At 64.9% G+C, this 16951-nt stretch carries 17 protein-coding genes, 1 other RNA gene and 1 pseudogene; 9 read left to right on the forward strand and 10 right to left on the reverse strand.

Translation table 11 applies throughout. The annotated features are described in order from the left end of the window. A pseudogene (locus tag GRI59_RS00005) lies at nt 1–153 on the forward strand (UDP-glucose 6-dehydrogenase); the annotation flags it as partial. Nucleotides 154–252: 99 nt separating this feature from the next. Here the strand turns inward: GRI59_RS00005 and GRI59_RS00010 are convergent. From GRI59_RS00010 to GRI59_RS00035, 6 genes are all read right to left on the reverse strand, one after another. Then, on the reverse strand, nt 253–1788 hold the full coding sequence (locus GRI59_RS00010; RefSeq protein ID WP_160759189.1) for a pentapeptide repeat-containing protein: 1536 nt from the start codon (nt 1786–1788) through the stop codon (nt 253–255). Nucleotides 1789–2098: 310 nt separating this feature from the next. Continuing rightward, nucleotides 2099–2518, reverse strand: an RNA gene (gene rnpB / locus GRI59_RS00015) — RNase P RNA component class A. 63 nt (nt 2519–2581) lie between these two features. After that, entirely contained in the window at nt 2582–3313 is a 732-nt protein-coding gene (gene aqpZ, locus GRI59_RS00020) for an aquaporin Z (RefSeq protein ID WP_160759190.1), read from the reverse strand. 62 nt (nt 3314–3375) lie between these two features. Beyond that, a complete protein-coding gene (locus GRI59_RS00025) occupies nt 3376–4095 on the reverse strand; it encodes an N-acetylmuramoyl-L-alanine amidase (protein ID WP_160759191.1) in 720 nt (239 codons plus the stop codon). 9 nt (nt 4096–4104) lie between these two features. Further along, the gene (locus tag GRI59_RS00030) at nt 4105–4758 is read right to left on the reverse strand and encodes a histidine phosphotransferase family protein (protein ID WP_160759192.1); all 654 of its coding nucleotides are present in this window, start codon (nt 4756–4758) and stop codon (nt 4105–4107) included. A gap of 9 nt (nt 4759–4767) precedes the next feature. After that, nucleotides 4768–5166 carry a M67 family metallopeptidase gene (locus GRI59_RS00035; protein WP_160760338.1) on the reverse strand — a complete coding sequence of 133 codons (399 nt, stop codon included), beginning with the start codon at nt 5164–5166 and terminating at the stop codon, nt 4768–4770. 16 nt (nt 5167–5182) lie between these two features. Here GRI59_RS00035 and GRI59_RS00040 point away from each other — a divergent pair, with 16 nt between their 5' ends. Next, nucleotides 5183–6136, forward strand: a complete 954-nt coding sequence (locus tag GRI59_RS00040) for an RluA family pseudouridine synthase (protein ID WP_160759193.1) — start codon at nt 5183–5185, stop codon at nt 6134–6136. A 114-nt stretch (nt 6137–6250) separates the two neighbouring features. Continuing rightward, nucleotides 6251–7171, forward strand: a complete 921-nt coding sequence (rpoH, locus tag GRI59_RS00045; RefSeq protein WP_160759194.1) for an RNA polymerase sigma factor RpoH — start codon at nt 6251–6253, stop codon at nt 7169–7171. A 170-nt stretch (nt 7172–7341) separates the two neighbouring features. On the opposite strand, the gene GRI59_RS00050 is transcribed toward rpoH, so the two are convergent. Then, entirely contained in the window at nt 7342–8673 is a 1332-nt protein-coding gene (locus tag GRI59_RS00050) for a M20 metallopeptidase family protein (RefSeq protein WP_160759195.1), read from the reverse strand. A 100-nt stretch (nt 8674–8773) separates the two neighbouring features. Here GRI59_RS00050 and mtgA point away from each other — a divergent pair, with 100 nt between their 5' ends. The 5 genes from mtgA to GRI59_RS00075 all read left to right on the forward strand — a co-directional run bounded on the left by mtgA (nt 8774) and on the right by GRI59_RS00075 (nt 12455). Next, entirely contained in the window at nt 8774–9442 is a 669-nt protein-coding gene (mtgA, locus tag GRI59_RS00055; RefSeq protein ID WP_394707028.1) for a monofunctional biosynthetic peptidoglycan transglycosylase, read from the forward strand. Nucleotides 9443–9448: 6 nt separating this feature from the next. Continuing rightward, a complete protein-coding gene (locus GRI59_RS00060; RefSeq protein WP_160759196.1) occupies nt 9449–10393 on the forward strand; it encodes a cation diffusion facilitator family transporter in 945 nt (314 codons plus the stop codon). After that, nucleotides 10393–10980 (forward strand): sigma-70 family RNA polymerase sigma factor, encoded by a 588-nt coding sequence (locus GRI59_RS00065; protein ID WP_160759197.1) that lies wholly within the window; start codon nt 10393–10395, stop codon nt 10978–10980. The genes GRI59_RS00060 and GRI59_RS00065 overlap by 1 nt, the downstream gene beginning before the upstream one ends. Continuing rightward, entirely contained in the window at nt 10977–11756 is a 780-nt protein-coding gene (locus GRI59_RS00070; protein ID WP_160759198.1) for an anti-sigma factor, read from the forward strand. The genes GRI59_RS00065 and GRI59_RS00070 overlap by 4 nt, the downstream gene beginning before the upstream one ends. Nucleotides 11757–11897: 141 nt before the next feature. After that, nucleotides 11898–12455, forward strand: coding sequence for a fasciclin domain-containing protein (locus tag GRI59_RS00075; protein ID WP_160759199.1), 558 nt, complete (start codon nt 11898–11900; stop codon nt 12453–12455). Nucleotides 12456–12589: 134 nt separating this feature from the next. Here GRI59_RS00075 and GRI59_RS00080 read toward each other — a convergent pair whose 3' ends face one another. The 3 genes from GRI59_RS00080 to clpP form a co-directional block, all read right to left on the reverse strand. Continuing rightward, nucleotides 12590–12928, reverse strand: coding sequence for a low molecular weight protein tyrosine phosphatase family protein (locus tag GRI59_RS00080; RefSeq protein ID WP_337190202.1), 339 nt, complete (start codon nt 12926–12928; stop codon nt 12590–12592). Nucleotides 12929–13042: 114 nt separating this feature from the next. Next, nucleotides 13043–14308: an ATP-dependent Clp protease ATP-binding subunit ClpX gene (gene clpX, locus GRI59_RS00085; protein WP_160759200.1), complete on the reverse strand. Its 1266-nt coding sequence runs from the start codon at nt 14306–14308 to the stop codon at nt 13043–13045. 209 nt (nt 14309–14517) lie between these two features. Then, nucleotides 14518–15222 (reverse strand): ATP-dependent Clp endopeptidase proteolytic subunit ClpP, encoded by a 705-nt coding sequence (gene clpP / locus GRI59_RS00090; protein WP_160760341.1) that lies wholly within the window; start codon nt 15220–15222, stop codon nt 14518–14520. A 174-nt stretch (nt 15223–15396) separates the two neighbouring features. Here clpP and GRI59_RS00095 point away from each other — a divergent pair, with 174 nt between their 5' ends. Then, the gene (locus tag GRI59_RS00095) at nt 15397–16935 is read left to right on the forward strand and encodes an amidase (protein ID WP_160759201.1); all 1539 of its coding nucleotides are present in this window, start codon (nt 15397–15399) and stop codon (nt 16933–16935) included. Nucleotides 16936–16951 lie beyond the last annotated feature (16 nt).

Here is a 16951-nt window from a genome sequence, read left to right on the forward strand (position 1 = left end):
ATCGTGACTGAATGGGACGCCTTCCGCGCGCTCGATCTGAGGCGCGTCAAGGAACTCGCCAACGCGCCCGTGCTGGTCGACCTGCGCAACATCTACAACCCCGATGATATGGCCGCCGCCGGATTCACTTATGTGAGCGTGGGACGGGTTTAAGCCCCGCCCCCCCGCCCCGGGCTTGACCCGGGGCCCCGCTTTCTTTGCCGTTTCAAAAGGGCGCTGGGCCCCGGGTCAAGCCTGGGACGGGGATGAGGTTTAACGCGGCGTCAGATCCAGCCCGTCGGCAAAGCCCGCTCTTGCGCCGCAGCTGATGAACTCGCCCGCTTCCTCCGGCGTCCCGCCGAGGTTGCCGCTGTAGCGGAACAGGATGCGTCGCCCCTCGATCCGGAAAAGCGGAACCTTCGCGCCCGTCTCCGCGCTGACCGCGCTCCACCAACCGGTGGCCCGGTCAAACCGCGCCGCCTCCACCCCCAGATCGCACATATGCGCATTGCCGCCGATGGCGCTGCCGGTGGCGGCAATGCTGCCGTCGGGGTTTCCGGTGAGGGTCACGCTCTGATCGCTCGCATCGATCAGCACCGGCACGATGCGCCCATACAGCGCGCCGCTGCGCATCGCTTCAGGCAGCGGCAGCAGGCGGCCGTGATAGGTTACGCTTTGGCCGGGTGCGAGCGTGATGCCGGGGCCAAGCTGGCCGCGCAGCACGGCAAGGCGCGCTTCGTAGAGATCACTGAGGCAGGCCCGATCCTCGCAGGCGGAGCGTGATTTCAGCCAGCGGCGCTGAGCGGCCAGATCGCCCTTCCCCGCCGCCCGCAGGTCGCGCCACACCTCGGCCAGTTCGAGATCATACCGGCGCAGGACATATTCGTATTCGTCGCAGATCATCGTCTCGACCGGGGTTGCGGCCTTGGCGCAATCAAAGCTGGGGCGATCCACCTCGGCGCTGGCGGCAAGCGTGCCGTCGATGATCGTGCGCGCCTCCTCGGCGCTGATCGTGGCGGTGACGGGGACATATTCCCCGTTGGGATAGGTCGGGGTGAAATAGGTCGCCAGCCGCAGCGGGCCGTTGATCCGCGCGCCGCCAAGGTTGACGAGCGAGCGCGGCGAGACCGTGGTGTTGTCGAGGGTCACGCCGAGGTTCATCCGCGCATCCCACAGGCCCAGCGCGCTGATGTCGGCTCCGGTCAGATTGGCGTCGGTCAGGTCGGGCGTGGCATTGATGCACCATTCGTCGACCGTTATCCCGCAGGCGAAGCTCGCGTCGGTCAGGGTTGCGGCCCTGAAGCTGACCTCGCCAAAATCCGCGCCCTGCCACGCGGAGACGAAGCGGATGCCGTAAAGGTCTGCGCCGGTAAAATTGGTGCCTGCGAAATTCGTCCCGTGCATCGAGCCCCATGACCAGCGCGCGCCAGTGGCCTTGGCATTGGTCAGTGCGACCCGCACCAGTCTCAGCCCCGGGACGATGGTGTTTTCCCAATTGGTGCCGTCGAGATCGGTCGAGACCAGGCACGCATTGGCGAGCAGCGTGGCGGGCTCGCGCATGTCGGCGCCCTTGAAACTGCCGCCCCGCACGATCCGACGGTGGCCCGCAGGCGCGGCACGCAGCGCTGCGGCGAGGTCGGCGGGCGATGTCATGGCGCGCGCATCGATGATCGCCCACTTCGCGCGGGCACCCGGGGCCTCGCCGGGGAGCGCGCAGGACTCGATGGCTTCAAGCTCGGCTGCGTCCTCAGCATCCCCCGGCACAGGGGCTTGGGCAGCAAGCGAAAGTGCGGCGGCAAGCGTGAACATCGGCGACAGGTCCTCCCGATCAAGGGTTTACGCGAAGGGGCGGCGGGCACCAAGCCCTTGCGACGAGGCGATCCGTCCCCCTTCCCCGCCCCGGACGAGATCCGGGGCCCCGCTTTTGGCGCGCGAACAAGGGGAGCGGGGCCCCGGGTCAAGCCCGGGGCGGGGGAAAGAGATGCAAGTCATAGCATTGGATCGGCCCGCCGAAGGACAGGCCGCAAGGCCGACCGGCCGCCCGCAGGTGCTCGAGCCCGCAGGGATCGAAACAGGACCGAGGACGAGCGCCCGGATGGGCGCTCGAAAAACAAAGGTGCATCAGGGGGCCATCATAAGCCGGGTTCTGTATCCCCGGACGGTATCCTTGCGGACCAGCGCCGGGGCGGCAGCCATTCATCTGCTCGCCGGATTGCTCCGGCGCTCTAGCAGCCAACCCGGGTCTCTCGGCGCGAAACACGCCTACCCTTCTTGCGAAAGGCGCGAGACCCCTATTCGGCCTTGCTCCGGGTGGGGTTTGCCATGCGGTTGCTGTTGCCAGCCCCCCGGTGCGCTCTTACCGCACCCTTTCACCCTTGCCTGTGCGCCCTTTCGGGAAGCCATCGGCGGTTTGCTCTCTGTGGCACTTTCCCTTGCGCCCCCGAAGGAGCGCCGGCGGGCGTTACCCGCCACCCTTGTTTCGTGGAGCCCGGACTTTCCTCGCGCCCCCGAAGGGACACGCGGCTGCCTCAGGCCCCCTGACCCGGCGGCCTATAGGCGGGAGCGGCGGAATTTGCAAAGCTGCCCCGCCGCTCGCCCGCCGTCACGCAGCAGGATCGCTGTCACGCCCACCGATATTGGCGAGGCTCTCGTCCGGTGCCAGCAACAGCTTCCACACCAGCGCACCAATCGCGGCCCCAGCCAACGGGGCGACCCAGAACAGCCACAACTGCCCCACCGCCGCCGTATCGGCGTAGAACGCCACACTGGTCGAGCGCGCCGGATTGACTGAGGTGTTGGTGACCGGGATCGAGATAAGGTGGATCAGCGTCAGCGCCAGCCCGATCGAAATCGGCGCAAAGCCGCCCGGCACCTTTGACGAGGTCGAGCCGAGGATAACGATCAGGAAGCCCGCCGTCAGCACCACCTCAATCACCAGCGCAGACAGCATCGAATATCCGCCCGGCGACAACTCGCCATAGCCGTTGGATGCAAATCCGCCAGCTGCAAAGCCGGGTGCTCCGCTGGCGATCACGAACAACACGCCCGCCGCGCAGAAGGAACCAATCACCTGCGCCGCCCAGTAAGGTGCCAGCTCAGCCCACGAAAAGCGCCCGCCAATCGCAAGGCCCAAGCTGACCGCCGGATTGAAATGCCCGCCCGAAATACCGCCGACCGCATAGGCCATCGTCAGCACCGTCAACCCGAAGGCAAGCGATACGCCCGCAAAGCCGATCCCCAGTTCCGGAAACCCCGCCGCCAGCACCGCCGACCCGCAGCCTCCGAACACCAGCCAGAACGTGCCGAAAAACTCGGCTGCCAACTTCCTCGTCATCCCACTCTCTCCCGTATCGCCCGCCGGATCCCAATCCGGCCAGACGTTGAAAAACCCCTGTCCTACCGCGTCCGCCCCTGATCGCGGTCAAGCAGCAATTGCCACAGGATCGCGGCGATCTCGCCATCGGGGATGCCGGTGATGTGTTCGGGCCGCCAGCGCCGCTCGAACGCCTCGACCGCCTTGGTCTGATCGGTGATGTCGTAGCCGAAGCGTTCCAGAGCGAGGAAGAACGAGCCTTCGTTGTGGAACGGATTGCCCGCGGCAAGGCTTTGCGGACGCGGCAGGCACAGCTTGTGTTGTGCGAGCCGGTCCCAGGGGAACAGCTCGCCCGGATCGACCTTGCGCATCGGGGCGACGCAGGAATGGCCGACCACATTGGCGCGGGGGATGTCGTATTGCTTGACGATCCGGCTCAGCAGCGGGATCAGCGCGTCGATCTGGCTATCTGCAAACCCGCGATAGCCGAGCGCGTGGCCGGGGTGATCCAATTCGATCCCGATGCTCGCCGAGTTCACATCCGGGATGCCGCGCCAGTAGCTTGCGCCCGCGTGCCATGCCCGGCGGGCTTCGGGCACCAGCCGTATCACTTCGCCCTCTTCGGTGATGCAGTAATGCGCGCTCACCGAGGCGGCGGGGTCGCACATCCGTTCCAGCGCGGCTTCGACCGGCTTCATCTCCGTATAGTGGATCACCACCATCGAGATCGGCAGCGTCCGCTCACCATGATTGGGCGAGGGAACCTCGCGGTGGACCAGTTCTGCGTCGTCGCCCCCCAGCATCGATGCAGCCTAGCCGATCATGCCGTCAGGCTCAGGCAGCACCGCGCCCAGCACCAATGCCCCATCGCCCAGCTTGTACTGGAGCCCGCCCTCCATTTCCTCGGCGAGGACCGCGATCATGTGGGCGGCGGCGGTGCGGCTGGTGATTTCGCTTTCGGCGAGGTCGCCTTGCAGTGCCCGGCCGATGGTTTCGTCGAACGCGATCCGCTCGCCCCGCGCGCGGGCGACGATTTCGACCGCGCCGTCGCGCCGCTCCGCCCCGATATCGAGCGTCCCGCCGCGCACCAGCGCGTCCAATCCGATCTGCGCGAGGTTCAGCAGCACCTTGACCGCCGGCTTGGGCAGGCTGGGTTCCGCGATCGCCCAATGCACCTCGACCCGCTTGGCATCAGATGCCAGCGCGTCGATCACGGCCTTGGCCTCATCCACCGGGATCGCTTCGCCAAAGCCGCCTGCCGCGCCGAACGCCAGCCGGAAGAACTTGAGTTTGTCGGTGCTGATCCTCGCGGACTGTTCCAATAGCTCCATGCAGCGCGCGCGCATCTGGGGGTCCTGCTCGTCGGCAAGCAGCTCCAACCCGTTGGCGAGCGCGCCGACCGGCGAGAGCATATCGTGGCACAGGCGCGAGCACAGCATCGCGGCAAGATCAGTCTGGGAAATCATGCCGCTTTCCTAGCCATCGATCATGGTAAAGGGAAGGGCGACAAACCCCTGTTCCCCGTCCATCCAGAACTTCACGTCGCGTCCTGCGATGATCGCCCACACCCGGCCATCGCCTGAAGCCGAGGCGCGGTCGGTGGCAGAGGGCGCGGGCGGCCCTGCGGGATGCGAGTGGAAATAGCCGATCACCTCCGGCCCGGTTCCGCCCCGCGCGGCGCGATGCGCATCGATCAGCGCTTGCGGGTCGATTTCGAAATGGGTCTGCGGCGCGGGATGGACGTTGCGGGTTTCGCGGGCCTCGGTGATGCGCGCGCCCTCGCCCAGCAACAGCCCACACGCCTCCGAGGGGTGAGCGGCAGCGGCAGCAGCGCGCATGGCGGCGAGGGCTTGGCTTGTCACTTCGACTTGCATCACGCATGGCCATACCATGTCCGGACCCGAAATCATCACTGGCACCATCGCCGCCCCATCCCGCCTCGACAAGGCGCTTGCAGACGCCACGGGCCTGTCCCGTGCGCGGGTGCAGGGGCTGATTGAGCAAGGCCGGGTCGATGTCGCTGGCAAGACCGCCACCTCCGCCTCGATGAAGGTCGCCGCCGAGACACCGTTCCGCATCATTATCGCCGCCGCCATGCCCGCCGAGGCGCGGCCCGAGGATATCCCGCTCGTCATCGCTTATGAGGACGCGCACCTGATCGTCGTCGACAAGCCGGCGGGCATGGTGGTTCACCCGGCGGTGGGCAATATCACCGGCACGCTGGTCAACGCGCTGCTGCACCATTGCCGGGGCAACCTGTCCGGCATCAACGGGGTCGCGCGGCCGGGCATTGTCCACCGGATCGACAAGGATACCTCGGGCCTGCTGGTCGTCGCCAAGTCGGACGCGGCGCATGAAGGGCTGGCCATTCAGTTTGCCGCGCACACCGTCCACCGCCGCTATATCGCAGTCTGCGCCGGGCACCCCTCGCCGTCCGAAGGCACGATCAACGCCCGCGTAGGACGGTCCGATGCCGACAGAAAGAAAATGACGGTGCTGCCCAACAATTCCTCACGCGGGAAAACCGCGATCACCCATTACACAGTGATCGAACGGCTGGATGACGCCGCGGTGATCGAATGCCGGTTGGAAACCGGGCGCACCCATCAGGTGCGTGTTCACTTTGCGTCAATCGGCCATCCGCTACTGGGAGACCCTGCCTATGGCCGTACCCCCAAATCCCTTCGCGCCGATCTGGAGCGACTCGGCTTTGCCCGGCAGGCCCTGCATGCCGCCGAGCTTGGCTTTGTCCATCCGGTGACGGGCGAATCGATCCGTTTCAGCAGCGATCTCCCGCAAGACATGTCGGAACTTATCGACCAACTGCGACATAGTAATCGATGAAACCCGCATACATCTGAGGCGTTTTCGCGTATAGATAGAACCCGTGGCCCAGTCCGCGGGATGCCCATCAGGGGTCCTGCGCAAGCGGTCGACGCTAGAAAGGTTAGGTAAAACGTGACCAAGTCCCCAAGTGTCCGATCGAAGTCGTCTTCGGTCCCGGCCCTCAGCGGTGAGCAGAGCCTCAACCGCTATCTTTCGGAAATTCGCAAGTTCCCGATCCTTACCGCCGAGCAGGAATATATGCTCGCCAAGCGGTATCAGGAGCATGAGGATCCCGAAGCGGCTGCCCAGCTCGTCTCCAGCCACCTGCGGCTCGTCGCGAAGATCGCGATGGGGTATCGCGGCTATGGCCTACCCGTCTCCGATCTGATTTCGGAAGGCAATGTCGGCCTGATGCAGGGCGTCAAGAAGTTCGAACCCGATCGCGGTTTCCGCCTCGCGACCTACGCGATGTGGTGGATCAAGGCGTCGATGCAGGAGTTCATCCTGCGCTCGTGGAGCCTCGTCAAGATGGGGACCACTGCGGCGCAGAAGAAGCTGTTCTTCAACCTTCGCCGGATGAAGAAGCAGCTCGAAGCCTACGAAGACAGCGACCTGTCGCCCGAGGACGTGACCAAGATCGCGACCGATCTGGGCGTGCCGGAGCAGGAAGTCATCAACATGAACCGCCGGATGATGATGGGCGGCGATGCGTCGCTCAACGTCAGCTTGCGCGGGGATGAGGAAGGCTCGGGCCAGTGGCAGGATTGGCTGGCGGATGATCGCCCGTTGCAGGACGAAACCGTCGCCGATGCCGAAGAATCGCAGATGCGCATGGCGATGCTGTCCGAAGCGATGGAAAGCCTCAACGAGCGTGAGCGTCACATCCTGACCGAGCGCCGCTTGACCGAAAAGCCGCAGACGCTCGAAGAGCTGAGCCAAGCCTATGACGTGAGCCGCGAACGCATCCGCCAGATCGAAGTGCGGGCGTTTGAAAAGCTGCAAAAGGCAATGCAGCGGATCGCTGGCGAACGGTTGCTGCCCGGAGTGGCGTAAGCGCTGACCGGCCGGGGCCGCCGTGGCGGCGTCTTTGCCGGGTTATTGCACGGTTATGTCGCGGTTATAGCCCGGTTATAAATCGGCATTGAAGGGGCGCTGCGAGCAATCGCAGCGCCCTTTTCCCTGTCAGGCCAGCCAATGTTTCACGTGGAACATTTGCGGAACGATTACTTCGCCGGAGCCAAATCCAGCACCGCTGCAACCATCGCACGCGTGCCCAGCACCACGCTTTCGCGCGGGGCGACCTGGAACAGCGGGGAGTGGTGCCCGGCAATCGGCGCACCGCCCGCCTTGGCCGTTGCGATCCGCTCCGGCGTCGTCCCGCCAACCGCGAAGTAGTAACCCGGCACGCCCGTATCGGCCGCAACGAAATAGGTGAAGTCTTCGGCCCCCATATTCTTCTGCTCGAACGGCACGAAGGCCGCCGTGCCCAATTCGCGCTGCATCACCGCGTTGAGACGGCGGGCAAGCGCGGCGTCGTTGATGGTGGTCGGCGTGCCAGGAAGGCGCGTAACGGTGACCGGCATATTGTCGGGCAAGCCATGCGCCTTGCCGATATTGACGGCGATGCGCTCGACCGTGGCGATCACCTGTTCGCGAGTCTCCTCGTCATTGGCGCGCACTGTGACTTGCAGCTTCGCCTCGTCCGAGATGATGTTGTGCTTGGACCCGGCATGGAACGAACCGACGGTCACCACCACCGGTTTGGTCGGCGAGATTTCTCGGCTGTCGATGGATTGCAGCGCGGTCACCACCTGCGACGCGATGTACACCGGATCGCGCCCCAAGTGCGGCGCTGCGCCGTGGGTGCCGATCCCCGGCACGCGAATATCGAGCGAATCCGAGGAGGAATATTGGATGCCTTCCGAGGCGGAGACCTTGCCCGTCTCCAGTTCGGCGGCGACATGGAAAGCCAGCGCATAGTCGGGCTTGCCGAAGCGCTGGTACAACCCATCCTCCATCATCGCCTTGGCCCCGCGCACGCCTTCCTCGGCGGGTTGGACGATGAACATCAGCGTGCCCTTCCACTGGCTTTTCATCGCCACCAGCCGCCGCGCGGTGCCAACCAACGAGGTGATGTGCACATCATGCCCGCAGGCGTGCATCACGGGATATTCCTTGCCGTCCTCGCCCACCTGCATCGCCTTGGAGGCGTAACCGAGGCCCGTTTTCTCCTCGACCGGCAGGCCGTCCATGTCGGCGCGCAGCAGGATCAGCGGGCCATCGCCGTTCTTCAGGATGCCGACCACGCCGGTCTTGCCGACGCCTGTCGTCACCTCCAGCCCGGCCGCTTTCAGCTCCGCTGCCATCTTGGCCGCCGTGCGATTTTCAAGGAAACCCATCTCGGGATTCTGGTGGAAGTCGAGGAACAGCGGGGCGAGGTAATTGTCGTACTCCGCCTCGATTGCCGCCTTGGTCGCGGGCGCTTCGGCGAGCGCGGGTTGCGAGGCAAGGACAAGCGCGATGGCGCTGGCGGCGGCGGCGTGGAACAGGCGCATGGAATTCTCCCCAAGGTTTGGACACAGGTAGCCACGGCGCGGCCCCGCCTGCAAGCGCCGATGCTTCCCTGCGCCGGATTGCTGCGCTAGAGCCTGCGCTGTGATCACGATCCTGCGCCTCATCGCCAAGGCCTTTGGCGCCTTTATCGGTCTTACGCTGGTGCTGGTGGTGGCGTTCAAATGGCTGCCTGTCCCCGTCACCGCAACTATGCTGATGGACGATAAGGGCATCACCAAGGACTGGGAAAGTCTCGACAATATCGACCGCAATCTGGTGAGCGCAGTGATCGCGGCGGAAGATTCGCGCTTCTGCGAGCATTACGGCTTCGATGCCGAGGCCATCGAGCAGGCGATGCGCGAGAATGCGGAAGGCGGGCGCATCCGCGGCGGATCGACCATCAGCCAGCAGACTGCCAAAAACGTGTTCCTGTGGCAGGGCGGCGGGTTCTTCCGCAAGGGGCTGGAGGCGTGGTTTACCTTCTGGATCGAGACGATCTGGGGCAAGCGGCGGATCATGGAGGTCTATCTCAACGTCGCCGAGACCGGGATCGGCACCTATGGCGCCGAAGCGGGGACGCAGCGCTATTTCGGCCATTCCGCCGCACGCCTTTCAACAGACGAGGCGAGCCGGATGGCAGCGGCCTTGCCCAGCCCCAAGAAACGCTCGGTCAAAAGCCCCGGCGGCTGGCTCGCGCGCCACGGCAACCGGATCGAACGCCGGATCGGGATCGTGAGGCGTGACGGGCTCGACGCTTGCGTCTACAACTGATCTGACATGCACGCGCACGCTCATCATCACCATCACGCCAGCGGCGCTTCCGACTGCCACGGGCTGCATAATTCGCATGGGCACCACCATGCGCCGGCCGATTTCGGCAATGCGTTCCTGATCGGCATCGGGCTCAATATCGTCTTCGTCGTGATCGAAGGCGCGGCGGGCCTGATCTATGGTTCGATGGCGTTGGTTGCGGATGCCGGGCACAACCTGTCGGATGTGCTGGCGCTGGTGCTGGCCTGGGTCGCGAGCATCGCTGCGCGCCGGCCGCCATCGGGCCGCTTCACCTATGGTTTCAAAAGCTCCACCATCCTCGCCGCGCTCGGCAATGCGCTGCTGCTGGCAGTGGCGATTGGGGCGATCCTGTTCGAAACCCTGCACCGGATCATGACCCCGCAAGAACCGCAGGGCATGGCGATGATCGTCGTCGCCGGGATCGGGATCGCGATCAATGCGTTGACAGCCATGCTGTTTCTGAAGGGGCAAGAGGACATCAATATCCGCGGGGCCTATCTCCACATGGCCGCCGATGCGCTGGTGTCGCTCGGGGTGGTTGTGGCGGGGCTGGCAATTGTCATTACCGGCCTGTGGTGGATCGATCCGATGGTGAGCCTCGCGATTATCGCCGTCATCGCATGGGGCACCTGGGGCCTCGCGCGTGACAGTCTCACCATGGGCCTGCTCGCCGCTCCTGCCCGGATCGATCTGGCTGAGGTCAAGCAGCACCTCGCCAGCTTTGACGGGGTGAGCGCCGTCCACGACCTTCACGTCTGGCCGATGTCGACCACCGAAGTCGCGCTGACCGCCCACCTTGTGATGCCCGGCCGTCCGGCAGCCGATTCTTTCCTGCGCGATATCGCCGCCTCGCTCGAAACGCGCTTTGGCGTGGGCCATGCGACGCTTCAGGTGGAAAGCGGCGAGAACCCCTGTGGAGGCTGCTGCTGATGGCTGCCCGTCCCCGCCCTGCCTCTGATGAAGCGCGCGAAGCGCTGCGCGATGCCATGGCGCGGCTGGCGACCGGCGATCAGGCGGCGCTGGAAGAAATCTATCGCGCCACGCGGGTGAAGCTGTTCGGCATCTGCCTGCGTATCTTGGGTGATCGAAAGGAAGCCGAGGACGCCTTGCAAGACGTCTATGTCAATCTGTGGCAGCGGGCCGACCGCTATGACCCGACCCGCGCGAGCCCGATCGCGTGGCTGGCGGCGTTTGCCCGCAACCGGGCGATTGACCGGCTGCGCACGGGCAAGGTGCGCGGCGGTGCTGTGCCGGTTGAGGAAGCCGCGCCGCTCGCCGATGAAACCCCGCTCGCCGATATGCTGATGGTCGATGCCGAACAGGCCGCGCAGATCCACAAATGCCTCGGCGCTCTGGATGCCCGCACGCAGGGCCATATCCGTGCGGCGTTCTTTGACGGGCAGACCTATGCCCAGCTGGCCGAGGCGGCTGACGTGCCGCTCGGCACCATGAAGAGCTGGATCCGCCGCGGCCTGCAACGCCTGCGCGCCTGCCTCGAAGCGAGTGAAGCAGCATGAGCGGCCCCGAAGATACCGGCCCCGAAGTGACCCGGGACGATCCGATGATCGCCGCCGAATGGGCGCTCGGCCTGCTGGAAGGCGAGGAATTGCTCGCCGCGCGCGGTAAGGCCACGACCGATCCGGACTTTGCTTGGCGCAAGCAATGGTGGGACGATTGGTTCGCCCCGCTCACCGATGGCATGGCCGGGGCCGAGCCGGGCGAGCAAGTCTGGGACGGCATTGCCGCCCGCATTGCCGCACAGCAGACCGCTGCCGGTGTTGCAGCCGCATCGCCCGAGGCGCCTACCGTCAACGTGGTCGCGCTCGAAGCGCGGGTGCGGCGCTGGCAGTGGGTGGCGGGGATTTCGTCGATGGCGGCTGCCGTGGCGCTGGCGCTGTTCCTCTCCTCACCCTTGGGCTCACCCGTCGCGCCCCCCGTTCAGATTGTCGCCACTGAACCGATGGTGGCGACGGTGCCGATTGGCGAAAATGGGCTCAGGCTGGATGTGACCTATATTCCCGAAAGCGAGAAGATGCTGGTCGCCGCGATCGGTCTTACCGCTGACGGCGTGCATGATCACGAGCTGTGGCTGGTGCCTGCTGATGGCTCCGCGTTGCAATCGCTGGGCGTAGTTGCGCCGGGCGAAGTGCGCAGCATGGCGCTCCCCGCAGCGGTCACCGCCAAGCTTAGCGACGGGGCGAGCCTGGTGCTCACCCGCGAACCGATCGGCGGCAAGCCCGAGGGCGTCGACGCCGGCCCGGTGGTGGCCAAGGGCGCTTTCAGCCGCGTCTGAAGCAATTTCGCTTCGCCGTATGCAAGCGGCAAGTCATCCTCATTAGCAATAAGTGCGCATCCGCCTGCCGCAAGCCTGCGTAGCTTCGTGGCAAGCGGGAGGGCTTGCAGACGTGACATTCCCTTTACGGAGATCCCCACTGTGACCCCCAAGAACACCCTGACTGCCGTGATCGCCGCCGCTCTGGCCGCCACCACCGGCTTTGCCGCACTCCCCGCCGTTGCCCATCAGCATGGCGACCATGCCAAGGCCGCGCCGAATATCATCCAGACGGCGATGAGCACCGGCGTGCACAACACGCTGGTCGCAGCCGTCAAGGCCGCTGGCCTCGTCGAAACCCTCTCCGGCCCCGGCCCCTTCACCGTCTTCGCACCGACTGACACAGCCTTTGCCAAGCTGCCTGAAGGCACCGTGGCCACGCTGGTGAAGCCCGCGAACAAGGGCATGCTGACTGGCATCCTCACTTACCATGCCGTCGCCGGCAAGGTGACCAGCGCCGATCTGGTTAAGCTGATCAACCAGCACGGCGGCGAAGCGACCATCAAGACCCTCGCCGGCGGCGAACTGACCGCGCGCCTTTCGGGCGACAAGATCGTCATCACCGATGCCACTGGCGGCGTGACCGCCGTGACGCAGGCCGACGTCATGACGTCGAACGGCGTGGTGCACGTGACCGACGGCGTATTCCTGCCGGGCTGATTTTTCGAACAAGCTGGCGCTGTCCCTCATCCCCCATCCCCTCCATCCGAGGGGCAGCGCTTCTCCCGACCCCGTCCGGCCTCCCCCCGAGGCCGGTCGGGGTTTTGGCTATTTGGGCAGGTCCAGCCAGAGCGTTAATTCTTGGGCAGCCAACGCTTCATCTTGGCCCGCAGTAGCCGGACGAGTGCGGGGTCCATGAACGCGTAATCGTCCGGGATATCGAGCACTATCAGTCGCTTGTCCTTGAGCGCTGCCTTATGCTTCTGCTGGAGCTTGCCTCGATGCTGCCGCTCCATGACGAAGATGAAATCGGCCCAGTCGACCAATTCATCGGTGAGCGGATTTTCAGCATCGTTGTTAGTGCCGGCCGAGGCCGTGACGATACCCGGCACCTCGGCGAAGATGTGCTCAGCCGTGGGACTGCGCAGGCGGTTCTGGCTACAGACGAACAGGTAGTGTCGCATCGCTACCATCGACACAGAAGGAGGGACGGTCGCGCAGCGACCGCAAGGCCGACCGCCGCCCGAGCTTATGCGAGGAAAGCCAAGCGCGCGGATGCGCGCGCCCGGCGCTCGAGGGCGAACAAATTACGCCGCCTCTTCCTTCTTCTTTTCCAGGCCGATCACGCGGATCGGTTCCTTCTTGCCCGCAACCACATCGGCGTCGATCACGATTTCGGTGACGCCTTCCATGTCGGGCAGATCGAACATCGTGTCGAGCAGCAGGCCTTCGACAATCGAGCGGAGCCCGCGCGCGCCGGTTTTGCGCTTGATCGCACGCTCGGCAATCGCCTGAAGCGCGTCGGGCGTGAAGGTGAGTTCCACATCCTCAAGCTCGAACAGCTTGCGATACTGCTTCACCAGCGCGTTCTTGGGCTCATTGAGGATCGTCACCAGCGCCGGCACGTCGAGATCGTGCAGCGTGGCGATCACCGGCAGACGACCGACGAATTCGGGGATCAGGCCAAACTTGAGGAGATCCTCAGGCTCGGACTTTTCGAGCAATTCGCCCACGCGGCGCTTGTCCGGATCGGCGACATGCGCGCCGAAGCCGATCGAGCGCTTTTGCAAACGGTCCGCGATGATCTTGTCCAGACCCGCAAAGGCCCCGCCGCAAATGAACAGGATGTTGGTGGTGTCGACCTGCAAGAATTCCTGCTGCGGATGCTTGCGCCCGCCCTGCGGCGGGACCGAGGCGGTGGTGCCTTCCATCAGCTTCAGCAGCGCCTGCTGCACACCTTCACCCGAAACGTCGCGGGTGATTGAGGGGTTTTCAGCCTTGCGGGTGATCTTGTCGATCTCGTCGATGTACACGATCCCGTGCTGCGCCTTTTCGACATTGTAGTCGGAGGATTGCAGCAGCTTGAGGATGATGTTCTCCACGTCCTCGCCCACGTAACCCGCTTCGGTCAGCGTCGTCGCATCGGCCATCGTGAAGGGCACATCGAAGGTGCGCGCCAGCGTCTGCGCCAGCAGGGTCTTGCCCGAACCGGTGGGGCCGACCAGCAGGATGTTCGACTTCGCCAGTTCGACATCGCCCGATTTGCCGGAGTGCTTCAGCCGCTTGTAGTGATTGTGCACCGCGACCGAGAGCACGCGCTTCGCGCGGTCCTGCCCGATCACGTAATCATTGAGCTGCGTGAAGATATCCATCGGCGTGGGGATCTCGCCGTCTTTCTTGCCGGCGATCCCTGCCTTGGTTTCCTCGCGGATGATGTCGTTGCACAGCTCAACACATTCATCGCAGATGAACACGGTCGGGCCGGCAATAAGCTTGCGCACCTCGTGCTGCGACTTCCCGCAGAAGCTGCAGTAGAGGGTGCTCTTGCTATCGGATCCGCTCAATTTGGTCATTCCTGTGTCCTCGAATCCAGCCCTGCACGCTGCGCTACGCGGATGGCGGATTCGTCAAGTGTATCCATGGCACCAGATGAATCAACACATGGCGCGATATTTCGTGTTGTTACCATAGCGGCACCGCTGCCGAATGAACGGGAAAAGCGGCCTGGCAAGGCCACTGTCCCGCCCCGGTGCAGGTGGCAGACAAAGCCTTGATGCTGGCCTTACTCAGGCGCGCCGCCCGAACCGAGCTCATCGCCGGTTTCGTCATTTTCGGGCCGGGTCTCGAACACCTTGTCGACCAGACCAAAGGCCTTGGCTTCTTCGGCTTCGAGGAAGGTGTCGCGGTCCATCGCCTTTTCGATTTCCTCGAGGCTGCGGCCGGTGAACTTCACATAGAGATCGTTCATGCGGCTGCGAATGCGCAGGATTTCGCGTGCCTGGATCTCGATGTCCGAGGCCATCCCACGTGCGCCGCCCGAAGGCTGGTGGATCATGATCCGCGCATTGGGGAGCGCCACGCGCATACCCGGCTCGCCCGCAGCCAGCAGGAAGCTGCCCATGCTGGCGGCCTGCCCGATGCAGACGGTCGACACGCGCGGCTTGATGTACTGCATGGTGTCGAAGATCGCGAGACCGGCTGTCACCACCCCGCCGGGCGAGTTGATGTACATGCTGATCGGCTTGCTGGGGTTTTCGCTTTCGAGGAACAGCAGCTGCGCCACGATCAGCGAGGCCATGCCATCTTCGACCTGTCCGGTCACGAACACGATGCGTTCACGCAGCAGGCGCGAGAAAATGTCAAAGCTGCGTTCACCGCGGCTCGTCTGCTCGACGACCATCGGCACCAGCGCGCCCGTAATGGGGTCGCGCGTGAACTGTCCCTGGGTGCCGTGGGTCTCGCCGGTATTGCCGAACAGATCGATCATGTCAGTGCCGTGTCCTTCGTAGGTGTCGATACGGCTATGTCGGACGCTGGGGGGCAATTTCAAGGGCGTTTACCTTGTCCCTGTGAATTGGTGTGCATTGGCGGCGTATAAGCACCGCCATCCGGGGCGTTTTGCCCCTTGCTGTTGCGCATAACCGTGGCAAACCCTGAAGCGATGAAAACAGCCCACCTCGCCCGCCCGGCCCTAGCCCTGCTGCTCGCCACCTCGGCCACCGCAGCTTTAGCCCAAACCGCAGGTCCCGCCCCGGCCCACAACACGCAAGACCGGGCGGCCATGAACGAGCTGCTGGCGGCGGATGAGTACATTCTTCGCATTCAGGCGCTCGACGATAATGGCCCGCGCATCAATGCAGTGATCGACTATGATCCCGCCGCTTCGGTCAAGGCGCGACAATTACTCGGCACCGGCCCCTTGCGTGGGCGCACCGTGCTGGTGAAGGACAATGTCGAGACGGCAGAATGGCCAACGACCGCGGGCAGCCTCGCCTTGAAGGACAACGCGACGGGCCGCGATGCGACGCTCATTGCCCTGCTGCGCAAGAATGGCGGCGTGGTGCTGGGCAAGACCAACCTGTCCGAATGGGCGAATATCCGCTCCGACGGTTCAACCAGCGGGTGGAGCGCGGTCGGCGGGTTGACGCGCAACCCCTACGCCATCGATCGCAACACCTGCGGCTCCTCCTCGGGCAGCGGCGCGGCGATTGCGGCGGGCTTTGCCTGGGGCGCGATCGGGACGGAGACCAATGGCTCGATCACCTGCCCGGCGGCGATCAACGGCCTCGTCGGGTTCAAGCCCAGCGTCGGCATCGTCAGCCGCACCCATGTGGTGCCGATTTCGAGCACGCAGGACACTGCCGGGCCGATGACGCGCACGGTGCTGGACGCTGCCTTGCTGCTGACCGCGATTGCGGGCGAGGACAAGGCCGACCCGGTCACGCTCGAAGCCAAGCGGGTGAAGGATTACACCGCCGGGCTGGAAGCCGCCTCGCTGCAAGGCGTGCGTATCGGTGTGTTGCGCAGCGCCGTGGGAAGCCGCGGGGATGTGAAGGCGCTGTTCGAAGCGGCGCTGGCCGATCTCACGCGCGCAGGCGCCGTGCTGGTCGATATCGAATATGCCCCGCCGGGCGACCTGTGGGGCGCCTCGCTCCCGGTGCTACTCTATGAACTGCGGGTCGAGATGGACAAGTACCTGAGCGGTCGTCCCCTGGCTGAAGGTCCGCGCAGCCTTGCCGATGTGGTCGCGTTCAACCGCGCCAATGCAGCAGCGGAAATGCGCTGGTTCGGGCAGGAGCTGTTCGAACAGGCGCTCGAAACGACCGACGCGGAAGCCTATGCCAAGAACCTCGCCACCCTGCGCCGCCTGACCCGCGCCGAGGGGATCGACAAGCTGCTGAGTGACAACACAGTCGCCTTCCTCGTCGCGCCGACCACCGGCCCGGCATGGACCACCGACCTCGTCAACGGCGACAATTTCGGTGGCGGGATTGGCGCAGGCTATCTCGCCGCGATTGCCGGCTATCCGCACCTCACCGTGCCGATGGGCGGGGTCGAGGGCTTGCCGGTGGGAATCAGCATCATGGGCGGCCAGTGGCAGGACCATGCCGTGCTGAAGGCGGGCGCGGCCTACGAAAAAGCGCGGACAGCCAAGCTGCCCGCGCCCACATTCCGTCCGTGGCGACCGGCGGGGGAATAGTCCCCCGCCCGCGCCG

Source organism: Erythrobacter ramosus, from assembly GCF_009828055.1.
Taxonomy (GTDB): Bacteria; Pseudomonadota; Alphaproteobacteria; order Sphingomonadales; family Sphingomonadaceae; genus Erythrobacter; species Erythrobacter ramosus.

Coding starts and splice junctions, on each gene's coding strand:
- GRI59_RS00050 (WP_160759195.1), bottom strand. CDS start 8,673: ATGCGCCTGTTCCACGCCGCCGCCGCCAGCGCCATCGCGCTTGTCCTT.
- aqpZ (WP_160759190.1), bottom strand. CDS start 3,313: ATGACGAGGAAGTTGGCAGCCGAGTTTTTCGGCACGTTCTGGCTGGTG.
- GRI59_RS00060 (WP_160759196.1), top strand. CDS start 9,449: ATGCACGCGCACGCTCATCATCACCATCACGCCAGCGGCGCTTCCGAC.
- clpP (WP_160760341.1), bottom strand. CDS start 15,222: ATGATCGATCTGTTCGGCAATACCGGCGAGACCCACGGCACCCAGGGA.
- GRI59_RS00030 (WP_160759192.1), bottom strand. CDS start 4,758: ATGATTTCCCAGACTGATCTTGCCGCGATGCTGTGCTCGCGCCTGTGC.
- GRI59_RS00010 (WP_160759189.1), bottom strand. CDS start 1,788: ATGTTCACGCTTGCCGCCGCACTTTCGCTTGCTGCCCAAGCCCCTGTG.
- GRI59_RS00080 (WP_337190202.1), bottom strand. CDS start 12,928: ATGGTAGCGATGCGACACTACCTGTTCGTCTGTAGCCAGAACCGCCTG.
- GRI59_RS00025 (WP_160759191.1), bottom strand. CDS start 4,095: ATGCTGGGGGGCGACGACGCAGAACTGGTCCACCGCGAGGTTCCCTCG.
- GRI59_RS00040 (WP_160759193.1), top strand. CDS start 5,183: ATGTCCGGACCCGAAATCATCACTGGCACCATCGCCGCCCCATCCCGC.
- GRI59_RS00095 (WP_160759201.1), top strand. CDS start 15,397: ATGAAAACAGCCCACCTCGCCCGCCCGGCCCTAGCCCTGCTGCTCGCC.
- GRI59_RS00065 (WP_160759197.1), top strand. CDS start 10,393: ATGGCTGCCCGTCCCCGCCCTGCCTCTGATGAAGCGCGCGAAGCGCTG.
- GRI59_RS00070 (WP_160759198.1), top strand. CDS start 10,977: ATGAGCGGCCCCGAAGATACCGGCCCCGAAGTGACCCGGGACGATCCG.
- GRI59_RS00035 (WP_160760338.1), bottom strand. CDS start 5,166: ATGCAAGTCGAAGTGACAAGCCAAGCCCTCGCCGCCATGCGCGCTGCT.
- clpX (WP_160759200.1), bottom strand. CDS start 14,308: ATGACCAAATTGAGCGGATCCGATAGCAAGAGCACCCTCTACTGCAGC.